This window comes from Streptomyces sp. NPDC094147, from assembly GCF_044764265.1.
Classification (GTDB): domain Bacteria; phylum Actinomycetota; class Actinomycetes; order Streptomycetales; family Streptomycetaceae; genus Streptomyces.
This window is the reverse complement of the sequence record NZ_JBIWHT010000006.1, coordinates 219,273-237,798: the sequence shown is the minus strand read 5'-3', so window position 1 is coordinate 237,798 and position 18,526 is coordinate 219,273. Positions and strand designations below refer to the sequence as shown.

Below are 18,526 nucleotides of genomic sequence, written 5' to 3'. Positions count from 1 at the left end.
CTACGGCTGCGTAACTTATCTCCGGGAGCACCCTCCCCGGGCACACGAAGGGTCCCCCCTCAGATGGCAGAACTCGTCTATCGGCCGGTCATCGGCGCCGCTCTCACGATGTTCAAGGCGCTCGACCTGAAGATCGACACCCAGGGTTCGGAGAACATCCCGCGCACGGGCGGGGCGGTGCTCGTCAGCAACCACATCAGCTATCTGGACTTCATCTTCACCGGGCTCGCAGCCCTGCCGCAGAAGCGGCTCGTGCGGTTCATGGCCAAGGAGTCGGTGTTCCGGCACAAGATCTCCGGCCCGCTGATGCGCGGCATGAAGCACATCCCGGTGGACCGCAAGCAGGGTGAGGACGCCTACCAGCACGCGCTCGCCTCGCTGCGCTCCGGTGAGGTGATCGGTGTGTTCCCGGAGGCGACGATCTCGCAGTCGTTCACGCTGAAGAGCTTCAAGTCGGGTGCGGCCAGGCTCGCGCAGGAGGCGGGGGTGCCGCTGATCCCGATGGCGCTGTGGGGCACCCAGCGGGTCTGGACGAAGGGCCGGCCGCGCAACTTCAGGCGCAGCCACATCCCCGTCACCATCCGCGTCGGCGAGCCGGTGGAGGCCCCCGCCGACCAGTTCGCCGGCGCCATCACCCGGCGGCTGCGCGAGCGCTGCCAGGAACTGCTCGAAGCCGCCCAGCGCGCCTATCCGGTACGCCCGAAGGACGCGAGCGACACCTGGTGGGTGCCGGCCCACCTCGGGGGCACGGCGCCGACGCCCGACCAGGTGAAGGCCGCGGAGAAAACGGGCTGAATCGTCACTCCTGTACGAAGCCGCCGGCCGGGGCGTGGACGGTGATCCGCGCCCCGGGGCTGAACTTCTCCAGGAGCTCGGCCAGTTCGGCGCCGGCCGTCACGAGGTCGCAGTGCGGGGCCATGCCCTCCAGCAGGAAGAGCGCGTTGACCGACTCCTCGGTGAGCCGGGTCCGCACTCCCTGGCGCCAGTTCCAGCGGCGGCACGTGACGCCCTCGTCGTCGCACCACACCACTTCGCCCGCGTCCGGGTGCTCGACGGCCGGCTCGCCGCCCGCGACCGTGTGGAACGGCTCCTGCCCCGTCGCCCGCACCAGCCGCATCGCCCCCTTGATGTGATCCGTGTCCTCGCCGCCCACCGGGACGAGGTGGGCGACGCTGATCGCGTTGTACACGTCGACGAGGCGGTTGATGCGCGGCAGCCCGCCGTCGGCCAGCGCCCGCTTGGCGAGCGCCTCCGCCGAATTGCGGGTGCGGTTCGGCTTGGACCCGAAGGCGGTGTAGGCCTCGCGCCAGGCGATGATGTGCGGGTCCTCGTGCGGGGCGCGTCCGCCGAGCCGCTCGGTGAGCCGGCGCGCGGCATCGTCGAGGAGTGCCGAACTCGCCGTGTCGCTGGGCGCGTTGACGAGTCCGGCCGCCTCGACGGCGACATGGGTGAAGCCGGGCGCGAGGGCCGCGACGTCGTCGGACACGGTGAGTGCGAGCGTCATGATCGGTGGTGCCTCACAGTTCGGTCGGATAGATCGGCCACAGCGACGGCCGGTCGGGCGCAGCCTTGAGCGCGCTCATGACCGCCGGATGAGGTACATCATAAAGCACCGGATAGTCCACCTCACTGAACTCCGGACGCGCCTTCCACGCCAGGCGCTCCGGGTCGAGCGAGAACTGGGCGTCGACCCCGGGCTTGTTGCCGCGCGCATCCAGACGCGCCCAGGCGTCCATGCCGGGCAGCCGGACGGCGACCAGGCCATGCACGAGGGGGTTGGAGCCGTCGTCGTCGGCGAGCCGCTGATAGCACAGGGCGGCCGAGATCGCCTCGGCGCGCAGCAGGGCGGCCAGGGCGTGCGATTTGGCGCAGCAGATGCCGGTGCGCTGCGCCAGGACGTCGGAGGCCCGCCAGGTCACCCGCAGATCGCCGGAGTCCTGGGAGTGCGGGATCACGTCCCGTACGTACTCGTAGGCCGCCTCGGCGTATGAGTATGTGTCGGCGGCGCCGGACTTGAGGCGGGCGGCCGTCTCGCGCACGATCGGGTGTCCGTGGTCGATGACCTCGTCCGCCGCGAGGTAGGCGGAGAGTTGGGGATTGCGCTGGATCAGTTCCATGACGCGTGAGCGTACGAATGCGACCGGCCGCGAGTCAATGACTTTACGGCCGATCGCATATGTATTCGCAACCTGTGGAGTTAGCGGGCCAGTTCTTCCTTCAGCGCCGCGAGGAAGCCGTCCACGTCGTCCTCGGTGGTGTCGAAGGAGCACATCCAGCGGACGTCACCGGCCGCCTCGTCCCAGAAGTAGAAGCGGTAGCGCTTCTGGAGCCGCTCGCTGACGTCGTGCGGCAGCCGCGCGAAGACGGCGTTGGCCTGCACCGCGTGGAGGATCTCCACGCCGTCGACCTGGCGCACGCCTTCCGCGAGGCGCTGGGCCATCGCGTTGGCGTGGCGGGCGTTGCGCAGCCACAGGTCCTTGGCGAGCAGCGCCTCCAACTGCACCGAAACGAAGCGCATCTTGGACGCGAGCTGCATGGACATCTTGCGGATGTGCTTCATCTGTCGGACGGCGTCCGGGTTGAGGACGACGATGGCCTCGCCGAACAGCATCCCGTTCTTGGTGCCGCCGAACGACAGGACGTCCACGCCGACCGCGTTGGTGAAGGTCCGCATCGGAACGTCGAGGGAGGCGGCCGCGTTGGATATCCGCGCCCCGTCGAGGTGGACCTTCATGCCGCGCTCGTGGGCGTGGTCGCAGATCGCCCTGATCTCCTCGGGCGTGTAGACCGTGCCGAGCTCGGTGTTCTGGGTGATCGAGACGACCTGCGGCATCGCCCGGTGCTCGTCGTCCCAGCCCCAGGCCTGCCGGTCGATGAGCTCGGGCGTCAGCTTGCCGTCCGGCGTCGCCACCGTGAGCAGCTTGAGCCCGGCCATGCGCTCGGGCGCACCGCCCTCGTCCACGTTGATGTGGGCGGTTTCGGCGCAGACCACGGCGCCCCAGCGGTCGGTCAGCGCCTGGAGCGCGGTGACGTTCGCGCCGGTCCCGTTGAAGACCGGGAAGGCCTCGGCGCTCGCACCGAAGTGGCTGTGGATGACGCGCTGGAGGTGGTCGGTGTAGTCGTCCTCGCCGTACGCGATCTGGTGACCGCCGTTGGCGAGCGCGAGCGCGGCGAGGACCTCGGGGTGCGCGCCCGCGTAGTTGTCGCTGGCGAAGCCGCGCACCGCCGGGTCGTGGTGCTGTCGCGCGTCCGTCCTCACGGCTTGGGGGTCAGCCACAGGCGCTGTCCGTTCACTTCCTGGGCGGGCCGGTCCCACACTCCGGCGATGGCGTCGGCCAGCTCCGTGACGTCGGTGAAGCCCGCGAACTTCGCATTGGGTCGCTCGGCGCGCATCGCGTCGTGCACCAGTGCCTTGATCACCAGGATCGCAGCAGCGGCCTTCGGCCCGCCCTCACCCCCCGCCTTGCGGAACGCGTCGCCCAGCGCGAGCGTCCACGCCTCGGCGGCCGCCTTCGACGCGGCGTACGCGGCGTTCCCCGCCGTCGGCTTGCTGGCACCGGCGGCGCTGACCAGCACATAGCGGCCCCGGTCGGAGCGCAGCAGCGGCTCGTGGAAGGCGAGCGAGGTGTGCTGGACGGTGCGGATCAGGAGCTTCTCCAGAAGTTCCCAGTCGGCGAGGTCGGTCTCGGCGAAGGACGCGGAGCCGCGCCAGCCGCCGACGAGGTGGACCATGCCGTCGACCCGCCCGAAGTCCTTCTGGATGCGGTCGACCCAGTCACGGGTGGCCTGGAGGTCGAGGAGGTCGACGGTGTCGCCGGTGACGGTGGCCCCGCCATGGGCGTACCGCGCGGCGTCGACGGCCTCGGCGAGGCGCGCGGCGTCCGCGTCGGCGCCGACGACGATCGCGCCCGCCTCGGCGAGCCGCAGCAGCGCGGCCCGGCCGGCGGGCCCCGCCGCACCGGCCACGGCGACGACAGCGCCGTTGAGAGGTCCGTTGTTCATTTTCCTCGCCCCTTCCGTACGAGAGCTCACGCGGCAGCCCCTGCCGAGGCGGAAGCGGCGGTGATCCCCTTGGTGGAGGCGATCACGTCCTTCAGCTTCTTGGAGAGCGCCTCATAGAACATGCTGAGCGGAAACTCGTCCGGAAGCACGTCGTCCACGAGCTTGCGGGGCGGCAGCGTCAGGTCCAGGGCGTCGGGGCCCTTGGCCCAGCGCGATCCGGGGTGCGGGGCGAGGTAGCCGGAGACCAGGTCGTACGCCGCGAACCAGTGCACCAGCTTCGGCCGGTCGATGCCGTCGCGGTAGAGCTTCTCGATCTCGGCGCACAGCTGGTTGGTGACCTGCGGGGCGCGGTCCCAGTCGATGTGCAGCTTGTTGTCGGTCCAGCGCACCACGTCGTGCTTGTGGAGGTAGGCGAAGAGGAGCTGGCCGCCGAGCCCGTCGTAGTTGCGGACGCGCTCGCCGGTGACCGGGAAGCGGAACATCCGGTCGAAGAGCACCGCGTACTGGACGTCCCGGCCCTGCGGGAAGCCGTCGGCCTCCAGCTTCACGGCCTCCTTGAAGGCGGTGAGGTCGCAGCGCAGCTCTTCGAGGCCGTACATCCAGAACGGCTGGCGCTGCTTGATCATGAAGGGGTCGAACGGCAGGTCGCCGTGGCTGTGGGTGCGGTCGTGGACCATGTCCCAGAGCACGAAGGCCTGCTCGCAGCGCTTCTGGTCGGCCACCATCTCCCGGATGTCCTCGGGGAGTTCGAGCCCGAGGACGCGCACCGACTCCTCGGTCACGGCGCGGAAGCGGGCCGCCTCGCGGTCGCAGAAGATGCCGCCCCAGGTGAAGCGCTCGGGGGCCTCGCGCACGGCGATGGTCTCCGGGAAGAGGACGGCCGAGTTGGTGTCGTACCCCGAGGTGAAGTCCTCGAAGGTGATGCCGCAGAACAGCGGGTTGTCGTAGCGGGTGGCCTCCAGCTCGGCGAGCCAGTCGGGCCAGACCATGCGCAGCACGACCGCTTCGAGGTTGCGGTCGGGGTTGCCGTTCTGCGTGTACATGGGGAAGACGACCAGACGCTGGAGCCCGTCGGCGCGGTCGGCGGCCGGGTGGAAGGCGAGCAGCGAGTCCAGGAAGTCGGGCACGTCGAAGCCGCTGTCGGCCCACTTGCGCAGGTCGTCGACGAGTGCGCGGTGGTACGCGTCGTCGTGCGGCAGCAGCGGCGAGAGCTCTTCGACGGCGGCGATCACCTGGTCGAGGGTGGCCTCGACCACGGCGCGGGGCAGGGCGCCCTCGGCGTCGAAGTCGATCGAGCCGTCCTTGGACTGCCAGGGCCGGATCTCCTCGACGGCATTCTTGAGCGCGGGCCAGGCAGGGTGCTCGACCACCCGCCGGTCGGTGGCTGCGCCCCCCACGGCCGGGTCCTGCACAAGAATTTCCGTCATGTCACTTCCTCCACAGGAGAACCTCGCGTTAAGACACCGTATCCGCGTTCGGTTCTTCCACTCAAGAGGGATCTCGATAAATTATCCTGCCAGCACCGCGCGACACGGGTCTTCTTCCTGTCCTGACGCGCTCCCGCGACGATGACTTCGGTTCGGCCGGTGATCGTACGGCCCTGCCCACTGAGGATCCGGAACGGATTCAGGGCGCGGCTCCACGGGCGTCCCGAGCGGTCGCCCCTAGGGTGAACACCGATGATTGAGACCATCGTTCTCGACGTGGGCGAAACGCTCGTAAGCGACGACCGCTACTGGGCCTCGTGGGCCGACTGGCTCGGGTTCCCCCGGCACACGGTCTCCGCGCTCCTCGGCGCCGTCGTCGCCCACGGCCGTGACAACGCCGACGCGCTGCGCATGCTCAAGCCCGGCATGGACGTGGGCGCGGCCCACGACGCCCGGGAGGCGGCGGGCCGCGGCGAGCACCTCGACGAGCAGGACCTGTACGACGACGTGCGGCCCGCGCTCGGCGCACTGCGCGACCTCGGCGTCCGGGTCGTGATCGCGGGGAACGGGACCGCCCGCGCCGGCGAGCTGCTGCGCGGCCTGGACCTCCCGGCCGACGTGGTGGCCACGTCCGCCGAGTGGGGTGTCGCCAAGCCCTCGCCGGAGTTCTTCGCCCGCGTCCTCGACACGGCCCTGACCGAGCCGCACCGGACGGTGTACGTGGGCGACCATCCGCACCACGACGTCTTCCCCGCCAGGCAGGCGGGATTGCGCGCGGCCCACTTGCGACGCGGGCCGTGGGGTCACTGGTGGGCGGACGACCCCGAAGTCGTCACGGCGGCGGACTGGCGCATCGACACCCTCACCGACCTCAAGTCGCTCATCGCCGGCTGATCCGCCGCCGCCCGACATCCGGGCGACGGTGGGATCCGCCAACCGCGCCTCTCGGATCACGGAGATTTCCACGTCCCCTGCGGGGGTTGTGCGCGGGCGCCGCGGTTACTTCAATTCGCCATATGACTAGTCGTCAGATCTCCAACGGACGCGATGCGGCAGGGCAGTTGCCGCCGACGGCGTGGGCGGTGCTCGGGCTGCTCTCGTTCCCCGGCGAGCGCACCGGATACGAGCTCAAGAAGTGGGCCGACACCTCGCTGCGGTTCTTCTACTGGTCACCGGCGATCAGCCAGATCTACGCCGAGCTGCGCCGCCTGGAGGCGCTCGGCTACGTCACGTCCCGGCGCTCGGGGCCCGAGGAGCCGCGTACCAAACGGCGTTACGCGATCAGCGGGGCGGGGCGGCGGGCGCTCGCCGAGTGGGCGGACTCCCCCACCGCCGCCGGCCCGCCCGTGCTGAAGCATCCGCTGGTGCTGCGGGTCTGGCTCGGGCACCTGGCCGCGCCGGAGCGGCTGCGCGAACTGGTCCAGGTGCATGTCGCCCGCACCGAGGCCGAGTTGAAGAACGTGCGGGCCGCACTGGCGCACGCCGAGAGCGGTACGGACTGGGCGCATCCGCGGATCGCGCTGCGCTGGAGCGAGTTGCGGGAGCTGGCCGAGCTGGAGCTCGCGCGGGCGATGCTCGCCGACCTGGACCGCCTCGCGCCGCCGCGGGGCGCGGAACCGGACAATGACGACGGCTGGCCCGGCCCCGGATGACGCCCGCGCGGCGGGATCGTCAAGGGCGGAAGGACTCGCCCACGGGCGGGTGACTCGGGGTGGCCCGCGGAGGGGGGCCACAGGTAGGACGGAGGCTTCCGCCCCTCGCCCGCACCCCCGGAGCCGCGCCCGTGAGCACCCGCGCAGTCCTCGTCGCAGCCTTGATCACCGGCTTCATCCTCGGGATCGCGTCAACCCGGGGCGGATGACTCCGATGCCCCGCGCGAGCCGGGGTCCGTTGCGGTGGCGGGCCGTTAGGCTGCGGGACTGCCGCGTGCGCACGGGACTGCACAGCGCGCAATTACCGCCGTCGACGGAAGCGAGGCCTGTCTTGACGTTCCTCACCATCGGTCATCGCGGGGTCATGGGTGTCGAGCCGGAGAACACCCTGCGTTCCTTCGTCCGCGCAGAACGCGCGGGCATGGACGTCATCGAACTGGATCTGCACCTCAGCAAGGACGGCGCGCTCGTCGTCATGCACGACGCCGAGGTCGACCGCACCACGGACGGCAACGGCCCGATCGGCGAGCTGACCCTCGCCGAGCTGCGCGAGCTGGACGCGGGCCAGGGCGAGCGCGTCCCCGTGTTCGAGGAAGTGCTCGACGCGGTGAAGACCCCGGTCCAGGCAGAGATCAAGGACGTCGCCGCGGCACGCGCTCTCGCCGAGGTGATCCTGCGGCGCGATCTGGTGAGCCGCGTCGAGGTCCTGTCGTTCCATGACGCCTCGCTCGCCGAGATCGCCTCGCTGGTGCCCGGCGTGCGCACGGGACTCGTCGACGACGACTGGGGGCCCGATCTCGTCGACCGGGCCAGGGCCGTCGGCGCGAAGAGCCTGGTGCTGAGCATCCACCGGCTCACCCTGGAGACCGTCGAGCAGGCCCGTGCGGCGGGTCTCAAGGTGATCGGCTGGACGGTGAACACCCAGGAGCAGCTGCGGCTCGTCCGCGCCCTTGAGCTGGACGGCGCGACGACCGACTACCCGGAGATCCGCCGCACCGGCCGCTTCACCGCGTAGCGGGCGTTCAGGGCCGGTGTCCGGACACCGGCTGTCAGCCCAACTGCTTGACCAGCAGCTCGAATTCGAGGTCGTCGCGCTGCGGCACACCGAAGAGCTCGTCGCCGTACGGGAAGGGCGTCATCTTTCCCGTACGGCGGTAGCCGCGCCGCTCGTAGAAGGCGATGAGCTCCTCCCGTACCGAGATCACGGTCATGTGCATCTCGGTGACGCCCCACTCGGCCCGGACGGTGCGCTCGGCCTCGGCGATGATCTGCTTGCCGAGTCCCGCGCCCTGGAGTCCGGGAGAGACCGCGAACATCCCGAAGTAGGCCGCGTCGCCCCGGTGTTCCAGCTGGCAACAGGCCACGAGCTCGCCGTCCCGCGCCACGGTGAGCAGCCGGCTGCCGGGTGTCGCGATGACGGCGCGAACGCCTTCGGGGTCGGTGCGCTGCCCCTGGAGGATGTCGGCCTCGGTGGTCCAGCCGGTGCGGCTGGAGTCCCCTCGGTAGGCCGACTCGATGAGCGGCACCAGCGCCTCGACGTCTGCTTCGGTGGCGTCCCGGTAGGTCAGCTCTCCGGTGGCCCGGCTGGTGGTGTCCATCGTGCGGTCTCCCCACGGATCGGTTGCGTCGGCGGCATGGCGAGCCTAACCCGGCCTTAAGAGCCTGTGTCTCAGCCCCGTCCGGATCAGACCGCGGCGTCTGGTGCGTGCGATCGCAAGGCGCCGGAAGGTCCTTGTAGCGGAGCTACTAGGGCGTTTCGGCAACGCGGCATGGGGGTCCCCCCTGGTCTTTAAGACCTTGGGGGAGTGCGTGCCAGACGCCGCGGGCCCGGGCGGGGCTGAGACACAGGCTCTAAGGTGCCTTGCCATGGTGCACGTACTGAGCAGCCGGACCCTGCTGCGTCCCACCGACCCCGAGCGTTCCCGGGCCTTCTACGGCGGGCAGCTCGGCCTTCCCGTCTACCGGGAGTTCGGTACGGGGCCCGAGCGCGGCACGGTGTACTTCCTGGGCGGCGGCTTCCTGGAGGTGTCGGGGCGCTCCGAGCGGCCGCCGGCGCCGGGGCTCGGGCTGTGGCTCCAGGTCGCCGACGCGGACCGGGCGCACGAGGAGCTCCTGGGGCAAGGGGTGGCGATCGTGCGGCCGCCGGTGCGCGAGCCGTGGGGGCTGATCGAGATGTGGATCGCGGATCCGGACGGGGTCCGCATCGCGGTCGTGGAGGTCCCCGCCGACCATCCGCTGCGCTTCCGCCCCTGACGGTACGGCGTCTCGCGACCGGTTCTGACAGGTTCTGACCGGCGGAGCCTCCCACGCGCTCCCCTTGTGTGTCCCTGCGCCCGCGTATGCCGCGCCGTGCGCGGGCATCGACTTGTCGGCAGGGCGAGACGTCGAGCGGGGAGGTACTCCGTGCACGGTCCGGTGGTGCCCGGCTGGCTGCTCGTCGCACTGTGCGCGGCGACGGGCTCGTACTGCCTGCTGCGGATGCGCAGCGGCTCCCCGTCGGCGCGCAACGCGGCGGGCGGTGAGGCGGTGATGGGCTTCGGGATGGCCGCGATGGCCGTTCCGGCCGCGTTCGTATCGCCACCGCCCTGGATCCTGACGGCGTACGCGGTGGTGTTCGGCGGCGCCGCGCTGCGGGCGCTGTGGCTGGCGCGGGGCGGCGCGCACCATCTGCACCATGCGGTGGGCTCACTGGCGATGGTGTATATGGCACTCGCGATGGCGCCGGGCGCCGCGCACGGCGGGCACGCGGGGCACACGGCGGGCGGGGTGCCGCTGCTGACCGGAGTGCTGCTGCTGTACTACGCGGCCTATGTGCTGTCGACGGGGGTGCGACTGCTGCCGGTGGCGGCGGGCGGCGTTCAGGGCGGAGCCGTGGCGTGGGGGGCCCGGCCGGAACTGGCGATGGCCTGCCGGCTGTCGATGGGCATCGCCATGCTGGCCATGCTGGTGACGGTCTGAGCGGCCCGGCCGGCCTCCCGATGGGCGCGGCCGTGGCGTACGTCACTTGCCGCCCCCGGCCATACCTATGACGGCGGGCCCGCTCATAGGCTGAGGCCATGACGGTCTCCCTCGCGTTGCTGGTGCTCGGCCTGGTGTCCGCCGTCGCCGCCCCGCGACTCCTCGCCCGCGCCGACTGGGTCGAGCGCGAGCCGGTGGTGGCGCTGTGGGTGTGGCAGTGCGTGGTGGCCGGGGTGCTGCTCTGCTTCGGACTCGCGATGGTGTTCAGCGCCGCCTCCGCCTGGCAGACCGTGCGCGGGCAGGTGTTCGCGCCCGCGCCCCGGGCCGTCGTCGAGGCGTACGCGCTGGGACCGTACGGCCCCTGGTCGGCGGCGCTGGCGGTGGTGCTCTTCCTCGGTGGCGCCTGGACCGGGGCGATGCTCTCGCGGGAGATCAGGGACAGCTGGGCGCGCCGTCGCCGGCGGCGGGCGGAGCTGCGGCTGCGCTCGCCCCTGCTGCCCGGCGAGGAGCCGTCGGGCGAGCGCCTGGTGGTGCTGGAGGCGGAGCGTCCTGACGCCTGGTGGCTGCCCGGCCAGACTCCCCAACTGGTCATCACCACAGCGGCACTTCAGCGTCTGAAGGGCCGTCAGCTCGATGCGGTGCTCGCCCATGAGGTCGGGCACGCGCGGGCCCGGCACGACTGGCTGCTGCACTGCTCGGGCGCGCTCGCCCGGGGGTTCCCGCAGGTGCCGGTGTTCGCGGCGTTCCGCGACGAGATGCACCGCCTGGTGGAACTGGCCGCCGACGACGTGGCCTCCCGCCGCTTCGGCCGCCTCACGATCGCGCTGGCCCTGGTCGAACTCAACGAGCACCGCGGGGTGTTCGGGCCCTGCCCCGCCCCCGACGGCCAGCTCCCCCAGCGGGTGCACCGGCTCCTCGCGGCGGCGCCGAGGCTGACCGCGGGCCACCGGCTGCGGCTGACCGCGTACGCCGCGCTCGTGCCGGCCGTACCGCTCCTCGTGGCCCTCGTACCGGGGCTCCGCGCCCTGGGCTAGCCGTACCGGGGCGGCGTCCGCTTGGATCCTCCCCATGCAGCCCGCTCTCCCCGAGGCCCGTACCCGCCCGGCCGCACCGCTCCGCATCGGCATCGTCTCCCTCCTGCTCGCCGGAGTGCTCCTGGTTCTGGTGGTGGCCGAGTGGGGTCCGCTGATGTCGCTGGACCGTGCCGTCGCCGACGGGCTGCACCGGACGGCGGTCGCCGGCCCCGGCCTCACCCGGGTCAACCGGATGCTGACCGACCGGGTGTGGGACCCGTGGACGATGCGGGCCCTGCTCGCGGTCGTCGTCGGGGTGCTCCTGTGGCGCGGCGAGCGGCTGCTGCCGCTGTGGGTCGCGGCGACGAGTGCCGTCGGCACGGCCGTGCAGCAGGCGCTGAAGTCGGCCGTCGGGCGGGACCGGCCGCGGTGGCCGGACCCGGTGGACTCCGCGGGGTACGCCGCGTTCCCCTCCGGCCACGCGCTGAGCGTGACGGTCGCCTTCGGGCTCCTGGTGTGGCTGCTCGCGCTGTACGGGGCCGGGCGCCGGGCGCGTACCGCCGTCCTCGCGGCGGGGGTGGTCTCCGCGCTCGGCGTGGGGTTCACCCGGCTGTTCCTGGGGGTTCACTGGCTCTCCGACGTGGTGGGCGGCTGGCTGATCGGTGTGGCGGTCGTCACGCTGAGCGCGGCGGCCCACGGCCGGTGGGCCTTGAACCGGCGCGGGTGAGCGCGCGAGGATCGCGAGCATGACGATCAAGGGCGTTCTCTTCGACTTCTCCGGAACCCTGTTCCGCATCGAACCGGCCGTCGACTGGCTCTCCGCCGTGCTCGACGCCTCCGGCATCACCCTGCCGGACGCCGAACTCACCCGCTGTGCACGGGAGTTGGAGCAGGCCGGGGCACTGCCCGGCGGCGCCAACCCGCAGCGCCTGCCCGAGCATCTGTCACGGCTGTGGGCCATACGCGACCAGAGCACCGAGCTCCACCGGGAGACGTACACCGGTCTCGCCCGGCAGGTGGCGCTGCCCGATCCGCGCCTGTACGACCTTCTCTACGACCGCCACATGTCCCCGGCCGCCTGGCGCCCGTACCCCGACACGAAGGCGGTCCTCACCGAGCTGCGGGAGCGGGGCATCGGGATCGGGGTGGTCAGCAACATCGGCTGGGATCTGCGGCCGGTCTTCCGCGCGCACGGTCTGGACGCCTTCGTGGACGCGTATCTGCTGTCCTTCGAGCACGCGGTGCAGAAGCCGCACGAGCGGCTGTTCAGGCTGGCCTGCGAGGCGCTGGGCCGGGATCCCGGCGAGGTGCTGATGGTCGGTGACGACCGGCGTGCGGACGGCGGCGCCGCGGCGCTCGGCTGCGCGGTGCACTTCGTGGACCATCTGCCGGTGGACGAGCGCCCGGACGGTCTGCGGCCGGTGCTCGCGCTGGCCGGGGCAGGCCGCTGAGCGGCCGATGAGGGGGGCCACCCGTTCGGGGTGATCCCCCGCGTCACCCCGAACGAGCAGCCCGTCCGCAGGTCAGACCCCTGCGAAGGGGTACCGTCCCGCGACGGCCTGAGTATATTGGCTCTGAGCCAGTCAACGCAGGAGTTACAGCATGTCCCCGCGCAGCGCATCGGTCAATGAAGAGTTGCGCAGGCGTTCTCGCGAGCGGCTGCTGCAAGCCACTGTGGAACTGGTGGCGGAACGGGGCTACGAGTCGACGACCCTCGGCGCCATCGCGGACCGGGCCGGTTCGGCCCGCGGTCTGGTGTCGTACTACTTCCCGGGCAAGCGCCAGTTGCTCCAGTCCGCCGTGCACCGCCTCATGCACATGAGCCTGGCGGCGGGGCTGGAGCGCGAGCCGAGGACCGCCGACGGCAAGGAGCGCCTGGCCCGCGCGATCGACGCGATCCTCGGGCTCACCCACGACCAGCCGGTCCTCATGCGGGCGCACATGGCGGGAATCCTCCAGGCCCAGGGCTTCGTGCAGTGCCCCGAGCAGCAGCGGCTCGCGGCCCTGCTGCGGGACACCGTCGAGCGGTACGGCTCGACCGACGTGGACTCCGACTACCCGCTGCTGCGGGCCAACCTGATGGGCGCCGTCTTCGCCGCGCTGCTGCCGGGCGCACCGATGGACACGGGCAAGCTGCGGGCCGAGCTGTTCCAGCGGTACGGACTCGACCGGGAGATGGGCACGCCGCCCGAGCAGGGCCGCTGACCGGCGGCAGCCGTCTGTCCCGCGGTGCGCGACGGTGCCATCCTGAAGGTCCGCTGCGGTCTTCTGCGGTTCGCTGTCCTGAGGAGCACCCGCCATGCTGCGCATCGCCGTCGTCGGATCCGGGCCGAGCGGGGTCTACACCGCCCAGAGCCTGGTGGAGCAGAGCGCGGTCGCCGGGGTGCGGGTGGACGTCCTGGACCGGCTGCCGTGCCCGTACGGTCTGGTCCGCTACGGGGTCGCCCCGGACCACGAGAAGATCAAGTCGCTGCAGAACAATCTCCGCACGGTCCTGGAGGACGGCCGGATCCGCTTCCTCGGGCATGTCGAGGTGGGTCCGGACGGCGTCCCGCCGGAGCTGCTGCTGCGGCTGTACCACGCGGTGGTGTACTGCGTCGGCGCCAAGACCGACCGGCACCTCGGCATCCCGGGCGAGGAGCTGCCGGGCAGTTTCTCCGCCACCGAGTTCGTCTCCTGGTACAGCGCGCACCCCGATGCCGACCCCAACGGCTTTGTCCTCGCCGCCCGTTCGGCCGTGGTGATCGGCGCGGGCAACGTGGCCGTCGACGTCGCGCGGATGCTGGCCCGCGGCGCCGATGAGCTGCGGCCGACCGATGTGCCGCAGTCCGCGCTCGGCGCGCTCGCCGCCAGCCGGGTGCGCGAGGTGCACATGGCGGCCCGGCGCGGCCCCTCGCAGGCCAGGTTCACCACCAAGGAGCTGCGCGAGCTGGGCACGCTGCCGGGCGCCGATGTGACGGTGGCCGAGGACGAGCTGGCCCTGGACCCGGACTTCACCGACCCGTCCGCGCTGCCGGGGCCCGTGCGACGCAATGTGGAGGTGCTGCGGAGCTGGGCCGGGCGCCCGCGGCGGCCCGCCGCCCGCCTGCTGCATCTGCGGTTCTACCTGCGGCCCGTGGAAATCCTGGAGCGGGACGGCCGGGTGGGCTCGGTGCGCTTCGAGCGGACCGCGCCGGACGGCTCGGGCGGGGTGCTCGGGACCGGGGCGTACGAGGAGATCGAGGCGCAGCTGGTGCTGCGGGCGGTCGGCTACCGCGGGGTGCCGCCCCAGGGGCTGCCGTTCGACCCGGCGACCGGGACGGTGCCGCACGCGGCGGGCCGGGTGCTGCGCGACGGGACGCCGTCGCCGGGCGAGTACGTGGCGGGCTGGATCAAACGCGGCCCGACGGGCGTGATCGGCACCAACCGCCCCTGCGCGAAGGAGACGGCCGCCTCCCTGCTCCAGGACGCCCCGCACCTCGCCGCGCGCCCGGTCCCGGCCGAACCGCTCGACGCCATGCGGGAGTTGGGGCTCGACCCGGTGACATGGCAGGGCTGGCTGGCGATCGAACGCGCCGAGGCGGAGCTGGGCCGTTCGCTGGGGCGCCGCTCGGTGAAGATCCCCGACTGGGCGGGGCTGCTGACGGCGGCGCTGCACCAGGGCTGACGCGCGGCGAACGGCGCCGGGCTCGCGGCGCGGCGCCGCGTCCGGGGCGGGGTCAGGCGTCGTCGCCGAGCCGCTCCGCCTCGCGGCCGGCGGCGGCGAGGATGCTGTCGAGCAGGCCGGGGAAGAGCGCGTCCAGGTCGGCGCGGCGCAGGCCGTTCATCTTCGCGGTGCCCCGGTAGACCTGCTGGATCACGCCGCTCTCGCGCAGCACGCGGAAGTGGTGGGTGGTCGTGGACTTGGTGACGGGCAGCACGAAGTGCGAGCAGGAGAGCTCCCCCTCGGCCGTCGCGAGTGCCCGCACCACCCGCATCCGCATCGGGTCGGACAGCGCGTGCAGCACGCCCTCCAGGCGGATCTCTGCGCGCGCCGGATGGGCGAGTTCACGGGTGCTCGTTGCGGTGGTCACGTCACCCATTGTACGAGACCCGTCGTAGTTTGACATCTCCCGTACTACGACGAGTATCGTACGAAGCGAACCCGGCGCCGTCCGCGCCCCGGGCCGTCCCGACTGGAGTCTGCCGTGTCTGCTGCGAGTGCCCTCTTCGAGCCCTACACCCTGCGGTCCCTGACCTTCCCGAACCGGGTCTGGATGGCGCCCATGTGCCAGTACAGCGCGGACGGCTCCGGGCCCGCCGCGGGCGTCCCCACCGACTGGCACTTCGCGCACTACGCGGCCCGCGCGACCGGCGGCACCGGACTGATCCTCGTCGAGGCCACGGCCGTCAGCGCCGAGGGCCGGATCTCCCCCGGAGACCTGGGCATCTGGAACGACACCCAGGTCGAGGCGTTCCGCCGGATCACCCGGTTCCTGGAGAGCCAGGGCACGGTCCCGGGCATCCAGCTCGCCCACGCCGGCCGCAAGGCCTCCACCGACCGGCCCTGGCTGGGCGGTGCGCCGCTGAAGCCGGAGAGCGAGGAGGGCTGGCAGCCGGTCGGCCCGAGCCCGGTGGCCTGGGACGGGAACCACTCCGTACCGACCGAGCTGACGGTCGATCAAATCCAGGAGATCGCGGGCCGGTTCGCCGAAGCGGCCCGCCGGGCGCTGGACGCCGGTTTCAAGGTGGCCGAGATCCACGGTGCGCACGGCTATCTGATCGGCCAGTTCCTCTCGCCGCACTCCAACAAGCGCACCGACGAGTACGGCGGCTCGTTCGAGAACCGCACCCGCCTCGCGCTCGAAGTCACCGACGCCGTACGGGCGGTGTGGCCCGAGGAGCTGCCGCTGTTCTTCCGCATCTCGGCCACCGACTGGCTGGACGAGGGCGGCTGGACCGCCGACGACACGGTCCGCCTGGCCGCCCTGCTCAAGGAGCACGGCGTGGACCTCCTGGACGTCTCGACCGGCGGCAACGCCTCGGGCGTACGCATCCCGACCGGGCCGGGCTACCAGGTGCCGTTCGCCTCGCGGGTGAGGAACGAGAGCCGGCTGCCCGTCGCGGCGGTCGGCCTGATCACCGAGGCCGAACAGGCCGAGAAGATCCTCGCCAACGGCGAGGCCGACGCGATCCTGCTGGGCCGCGAGCTCCTGCGCAACCCGTCGTGGGCCCGCCACGCGGCCCGCGAACTGGGCGGCGACGTGCACGTACCGGCCCAGTACCACCGCTCGGTCTGACCTCCACCCGACCCCCCAGGGGCCCGCTCACTCCGGTGAACGGGCCCCTCGCCGAGCCCCTCCCTGGCGCGCGGGCCGGTCTCGGGCGGCGCACAGATCTGACGGAACCCGTACGGGTCGTGACCGCGCTGCGTGAGGGGGCGCTCGGGCAGAGTTATCGGGAAACCGGACGCCCTGGAGCCGGGCGCACGTCGGCCCAGAGGCTCCTGCCGTTTCTCCTCGACTTCGTAGCCAAACCGCTCTGAACTGCCGCTTTCCCGCTTCAGAGGCCGTTGTCAGTGGCCGGGTGCACACTGGCCCCTATCCGGAACAACGGCGTTTTGGAGGGACAGGCATGACCGAGGTACTGCTCACTGTGGGTACGCGCAAGGGGCTCTTTCTCGGCCGCAGACGCGGCGGGGCATGGGAGTTCGACGGACCGCACTTCAACGCCCAGGCGGTGTATTCCATCGCCATCGACACCCGGCACGGTCCGCGGCCCCGGCTGCTCGTCGGCGGGGACAGCGCGCACTGGGGCCCTTCGGTGTTCCACTCCGACGACCTGGGCCGGACCTGGACCGAGCCGAAGCAACCGGCCGTGAAATTCCCCGAGTTCACGGGTGCCTCGCTGGAGCGGGTGTGGCAGCTGCGCCCGGCCGGGCCCGAGGCGCCGGGCGTGGTCTACGCGGGGACGGAGCCGGCGGCGCTGTTCCGCTCCGAGGACGGCGGGGAGAGCTTCGAGCTCGTACGGCCTCTGTGGGAGCATCCGACCCGCTCCCAGTGGGTCCCCGGCGGCGGGGGCGAGGGACTGCACACCATCGTCACGGACCCGCGGGACGCCCAGGCGCTGACGGTCGCGGTGTCCACGGCGGGGGTGTTCCGCACCCGGGACGGCGGGGCGAGCTGGGCCCCCGCCAACAAGGGCGTCTCGGCGGTGTTCCTGCCGGACCCGAACCCGGAGTTCGGCCAGTGCGTCCACAAGATCGCCCAGGACCCGGCCGACCCGGACCGCCTGTATCTGCAGAACCACTGGGGGGTGTACCGCAGCGACGACGCCGGGGACCAGTGGACGGACATCGGCGCGGGGCTGCCGTCCACCTTCGGCTTCGCGGCCGCCACCCACCCGCGCCGCTCCAACACCGCCTACGTCTTCCCGATCACCGCCGACTCCGACCGGGTCCCGGCGGACAACAAGTGCCGCGTCTTCCGCACCGAGGACGCGGGCAAGAACTGGGACGCGCTCTCGACGGGCCTGCCGCAGGACCCGCACTACGGCACGGTCCTGCGCGACGCCCTCTGCACGGACGACGCCGACCCGGCCGGGGTCTACTTCGGCAACCGCAACGGCGAGCTGTACGCGAGCGCCGACGACGGCGACACCTGGCGGCTGCTCGCCTCGCACCTGCCGGACGTGCTCTGCGTACGGGCGGCGGTGATCGGTTGACGGCCCGATGGCCCGGCGGGCGGCGGTTTCCCCACTGCCGTGCCGACGGCGGAGCTGCCCTAGGGCAGGCGCCAGTCGACCGGCTGGGCGCTCTGCCGTGCCAGGAGTTCGTTCGTACGGCTGAAGGGGCGCGAGCCGAAGAAGCCGCGATCGGCCGACATCGGCGAGGGGTGGGCGGACTCGATCGCCGGGAGGTCGCCGAGCAGCGGCCGCAGGTTGCGGGCGTCCCTGCCCCACAGCACCGACACCAGCGGCTTACCGCGCGCGACGAGCGCCCGGATCGCCTGCTCCGTGACCTCTTCCCACCCCTTGCCCCGGTGGGCGGCGGGTTTGCGCGGGGCCGTCGTCAGCGCCCTGTTCAGCAGCAGCACGCCCTGCTCGGTCCACGGCGTCAGATCCCCGTTGGACGGCCGCGGCAGGCCCAGATCGGAGTTCAGCTCGCGGAAGATGTTCTCCAGGCTGCCCGGCAGCGAACGCACCTCGGGCGAGACCGCGAAGCTCAGCCCGATGGCCATCCCCGGCGTGGGGTAGGGGTCCTGGCCGACGATCAGGACGCGGACATCGTCGAAGGGCTGCTGGAAGGCCCGCAGAACGTTCGCCCCGGCCGGGAGATAGGTCCGTCCGGCGGCGATCTCGGCCCGGAGGAAGTCCCCCATGGCCGCGATGCGTTCGGCCGCGGGTTCCAGAGCCTTCGCCCAGCCCGCTTCGACAAGTTCATGCAAGGGTCGTGGTGCCACGACGCGTCACTCTACTGGCCCAGGCCGGGGCTCCGCACAAGCAGGGAGACCGCCGC

Annotated in this window: 21 protein-coding genes; 13 read left to right on the top strand and 8 right to left on the bottom strand. The window is 72.0% G+C overall.

All coding sequences use genetic code 11. The features are described from left to right. Positions 1 to 63 precede the first annotated feature (63 nt). A complete protein-coding gene (locus ACIQ8J_RS13070; RefSeq protein WP_403269885.1) occupies positions 64 to 795 on the top strand; it encodes a lysophospholipid acyltransferase family protein in 732 nt (243 codons plus the stop codon). Positions 796 to 799: 4 nt separating this feature from the next. On the opposite strand, the gene ACIQ8J_RS13065 is transcribed toward ACIQ8J_RS13070, so the two are convergent. From ACIQ8J_RS13065 to ACIQ8J_RS13045, 5 genes are all read right to left on the bottom strand, one after another. After that, complete coding sequence (locus tag ACIQ8J_RS13065) at positions 800 to 1,504, bottom strand: B3/4 domain-containing protein (RefSeq protein ID WP_403269887.1); 705 nt, start codon at positions 1,502 to 1,504, stop codon at positions 800 to 802. Positions 1,505 to 1,517: 13 nt separating this feature from the next. Then, complete coding sequence (locus ACIQ8J_RS13060; protein ID WP_403269890.1) at positions 1,518 to 2,117, bottom strand: transglutaminase domain-containing protein; 600 nt, start codon at positions 2,115 to 2,117, stop codon at positions 1,518 to 1,520. Positions 2,118 to 2,197: 80 nt separating this feature from the next. Then, complete coding sequence (locus ACIQ8J_RS13055; protein ID WP_403269893.1) at positions 2,198 to 3,259, bottom strand: threonine aldolase family protein; 1,062 nt, start codon at positions 3,257 to 3,259, stop codon at positions 2,198 to 2,200. After that, complete coding sequence (locus tag ACIQ8J_RS13050) at positions 3,256 to 4,002, bottom strand: SDR family NAD(P)-dependent oxidoreductase (RefSeq protein ID WP_403269896.1); 747 nt, start codon at positions 4,000 to 4,002, stop codon at positions 3,256 to 3,258. The genes ACIQ8J_RS13055 and ACIQ8J_RS13050 overlap by 4 nt, the downstream gene beginning before the upstream one ends. Before the next feature lie 26 nt (positions 4,003 to 4,028). Beyond that, positions 4,029 to 5,429 (bottom strand): DUF6421 family protein, encoded by a 1,401-nt coding sequence (locus ACIQ8J_RS13045; RefSeq protein WP_403269899.1) that lies wholly within the window; start codon positions 5,427 to 5,429, stop codon positions 4,029 to 4,031. A gap of 252 nt (positions 5,430 to 5,681) precedes the next feature. On the opposite strand from ACIQ8J_RS13045, the gene ACIQ8J_RS13040 reads away from it, so the two are divergent. From ACIQ8J_RS13040 to ACIQ8J_RS13030, 3 genes are all read left to right on the top strand, one after another. Continuing rightward, complete coding sequence (locus tag ACIQ8J_RS13040) at positions 5,682 to 6,323, top strand: HAD family hydrolase (protein WP_403269901.1); 642 nt, start codon at positions 5,682 to 5,684, stop codon at positions 6,321 to 6,323. A 122-nt stretch (positions 6,324 to 6,445) separates the two neighbouring features. Then, on the top strand, positions 6,446 to 7,081 hold the full coding sequence (locus tag ACIQ8J_RS13035) for a PadR family transcriptional regulator (protein ID WP_403269904.1): 636 nt from the start codon (positions 6,446 to 6,448) through the stop codon (positions 7,079 to 7,081). 331 nt (positions 7,082 to 7,412) lie between these two features. After that, positions 7,413 to 8,096, top strand: coding sequence for a glycerophosphodiester phosphodiesterase (locus tag ACIQ8J_RS13030; RefSeq protein WP_403269907.1), 684 nt, complete (start codon positions 7,413 to 7,415; stop codon positions 8,094 to 8,096). Positions 8,097 to 8,130: 34 nt separating this feature from the next. Here ACIQ8J_RS13030 and ACIQ8J_RS13025 read toward each other — a convergent pair whose 3' ends face one another. Further along, positions 8,131 to 8,679 (bottom strand): GNAT family N-acetyltransferase, encoded by a 549-nt coding sequence (locus ACIQ8J_RS13025; RefSeq protein WP_403269910.1) that lies wholly within the window; start codon positions 8,677 to 8,679, stop codon positions 8,131 to 8,133. 268 nt (positions 8,680 to 8,947) lie between these two features. On the opposite strand from ACIQ8J_RS13025, the gene ACIQ8J_RS13020 reads away from it, so the two are divergent. The 7 genes from ACIQ8J_RS13020 to ACIQ8J_RS12990 all read left to right on the top strand — a co-directional run bounded on the left by ACIQ8J_RS13020 (position 8,948) and on the right by ACIQ8J_RS12990 (position 14,698). After that, the gene (locus ACIQ8J_RS13020) at positions 8,948 to 9,334 is read left to right on the top strand and encodes a VOC family protein (RefSeq protein WP_403269913.1); all 387 of its coding nucleotides are present in this window, start codon (positions 8,948 to 8,950) and stop codon (positions 9,332 to 9,334) included. Between the two features lie 150 nt (positions 9,335 to 9,484). Next, a complete protein-coding gene (locus tag ACIQ8J_RS13015; RefSeq protein ID WP_403269915.1) occupies positions 9,485 to 10,039 on the top strand; it encodes a DUF5134 domain-containing protein in 555 nt (184 codons plus the stop codon). A 98-nt stretch (positions 10,040 to 10,137) separates the two neighbouring features. Next, entirely contained in the window at positions 10,138 to 11,073 is a 936-nt protein-coding gene (locus tag ACIQ8J_RS13010; RefSeq protein ID WP_403269918.1) for a M56 family metallopeptidase, read from the top strand. 34 nt (positions 11,074 to 11,107) lie between these two features. Next, complete coding sequence (locus ACIQ8J_RS13005) at positions 11,108 to 11,779, top strand: phosphatase PAP2 family protein (RefSeq protein WP_403269921.1); 672 nt, start codon at positions 11,108 to 11,110, stop codon at positions 11,777 to 11,779. 19 nt (positions 11,780 to 11,798) lie between these two features. Then, positions 11,799 to 12,503 (top strand): HAD family hydrolase, encoded by a 705-nt coding sequence (locus ACIQ8J_RS13000; RefSeq protein ID WP_403269924.1) that lies wholly within the window; start codon positions 11,799 to 11,801, stop codon positions 12,501 to 12,503. Between the two features lie 151 nt (positions 12,504 to 12,654). After that, on the top strand, positions 12,655 to 13,257 hold the full coding sequence (locus tag ACIQ8J_RS12995) for a TetR/AcrR family transcriptional regulator (protein ID WP_403269926.1): 603 nt from the start codon (positions 12,655 to 12,657) through the stop codon (positions 13,255 to 13,257). Between the two features lie 94 nt (positions 13,258 to 13,351). After that, positions 13,352 to 14,698, top strand: a complete 1,347-nt coding sequence (locus tag ACIQ8J_RS12990; RefSeq protein WP_403269929.1) for an FAD-dependent oxidoreductase — start codon at positions 13,352 to 13,354, stop codon at positions 14,696 to 14,698. A gap of 52 nt (positions 14,699 to 14,750) precedes the next feature. Here ACIQ8J_RS12990 and ACIQ8J_RS12985 read toward each other — a convergent pair whose 3' ends face one another. Next, positions 14,751 to 15,113, bottom strand: a complete 363-nt coding sequence (locus ACIQ8J_RS12985) for an ArsR/SmtB family transcription factor (RefSeq protein ID WP_403269932.1) — start codon at positions 15,111 to 15,113, stop codon at positions 14,751 to 14,753. Positions 15,114 to 15,287: 174 nt separating this feature from the next. On the opposite strand from ACIQ8J_RS12985, the gene ACIQ8J_RS12980 reads away from it, so the two are divergent. After that, entirely contained in the window at positions 15,288 to 16,310 is a 1,023-nt protein-coding gene (locus ACIQ8J_RS12980) for an NADH:flavin oxidoreductase/NADH oxidase (RefSeq protein WP_403270491.1), read from the top strand. A gap of 334 nt (positions 16,311 to 16,644) precedes the next feature. Then, entirely contained in the window at positions 16,645 to 17,733 is a 1,089-nt protein-coding gene (locus tag ACIQ8J_RS12975) for a WD40/YVTN/BNR-like repeat-containing protein (protein ID WP_403269935.1), read from the top strand. A gap of 59 nt (positions 17,734 to 17,792) precedes the next feature. Here the strand turns inward: ACIQ8J_RS12975 and ACIQ8J_RS12970 are convergent, their stop codons facing one another. Further along, on the bottom strand, positions 17,793 to 18,470 hold the full coding sequence (locus ACIQ8J_RS12970; RefSeq protein ID WP_403607810.1) for a uracil-DNA glycosylase: 678 nt from the start codon (positions 18,468 to 18,470) through the stop codon (positions 17,793 to 17,795). Positions 18,471 to 18,526: the final 56 nt, after the last annotated feature.

Excerpts from the sequence above, each read along its gene's own strand:
- ACIQ8J_RS13000 (WP_403269924.1), top strand. The coding sequence starts at position 11,799 with ATGACGATCAAGGGCGTTCTCTTCGACTTCTCCGGAACCCTGTTCCGC.
- ACIQ8J_RS13070 (WP_403269885.1), top strand. The coding sequence starts at position 64 with ATGGCAGAACTCGTCTATCGGCCGGTCATCGGCGCCGCTCTCACGATG.
- ACIQ8J_RS13060 (WP_403269890.1), bottom strand. The coding sequence starts at position 2,117 with ATGGAACTGATCCAGCGCAATCCCCAACTCTCCGCCTACCTCGCGGCG.
- ACIQ8J_RS13040 (WP_403269901.1), top strand. The coding sequence starts at position 5,682 with ATGATTGAGACCATCGTTCTCGACGTGGGCGAAACGCTCGTAAGCGAC.
- ACIQ8J_RS12990 (WP_403269929.1), top strand. The coding sequence starts at position 13,352 with ATGCTGCGCATCGCCGTCGTCGGATCCGGGCCGAGCGGGGTCTACACC.
- ACIQ8J_RS13020 (WP_403269913.1), top strand. The coding sequence starts at position 8,948 with ATGGTGCACGTACTGAGCAGCCGGACCCTGCTGCGTCCCACCGACCCC.
- ACIQ8J_RS12995 (WP_403269926.1), top strand. The coding sequence starts at position 12,655 with ATGTCCCCGCGCAGCGCATCGGTCAATGAAGAGTTGCGCAGGCGTTCT.
- ACIQ8J_RS13010 (WP_403269918.1), top strand. The coding sequence starts at position 10,138 with ATGACGGTCTCCCTCGCGTTGCTGGTGCTCGGCCTGGTGTCCGCCGTC.
- ACIQ8J_RS13005 (WP_403269921.1), top strand. The coding sequence starts at position 11,108 with ATGCAGCCCGCTCTCCCCGAGGCCCGTACCCGCCCGGCCGCACCGCTC.
- ACIQ8J_RS13035 (WP_403269904.1), top strand. The coding sequence starts at position 6,446 with ATGACTAGTCGTCAGATCTCCAACGGACGCGATGCGGCAGGGCAGTTG.
- ACIQ8J_RS12985 (WP_403269932.1), bottom strand. The coding sequence starts at position 15,113 with ATGGGTGACGTGACCACCGCAACGAGCACCCGTGAACTCGCCCATCCG.
- ACIQ8J_RS12980 (WP_403270491.1), top strand. The coding sequence starts at position 15,288 with ATGGCGCCCATGTGCCAGTACAGCGCGGACGGCTCCGGGCCCGCCGCG.
- ACIQ8J_RS12975 (WP_403269935.1), top strand. The coding sequence starts at position 16,645 with ATGACCGAGGTACTGCTCACTGTGGGTACGCGCAAGGGGCTCTTTCTC.
- ACIQ8J_RS13050 (WP_403269896.1), bottom strand. The coding sequence starts at position 4,002 with ATGAACAACGGACCTCTCAACGGCGCTGTCGTCGCCGTGGCCGGTGCG.
- ACIQ8J_RS13025 (WP_403269910.1), bottom strand. The coding sequence starts at position 8,679 with ATGGACACCACCAGCCGGGCCACCGGAGAGCTGACCTACCGGGACGCC.
- ACIQ8J_RS13065 (WP_403269887.1), bottom strand. The coding sequence starts at position 1,504 with ATGACGCTCGCACTCACCGTGTCCGACGACGTCGCGGCCCTCGCGCCC.
- ACIQ8J_RS13045 (WP_403269899.1), bottom strand. The coding sequence starts at position 5,429 with ATGACGGAAATTCTTGTGCAGGACCCGGCCGTGGGGGGCGCAGCCACC.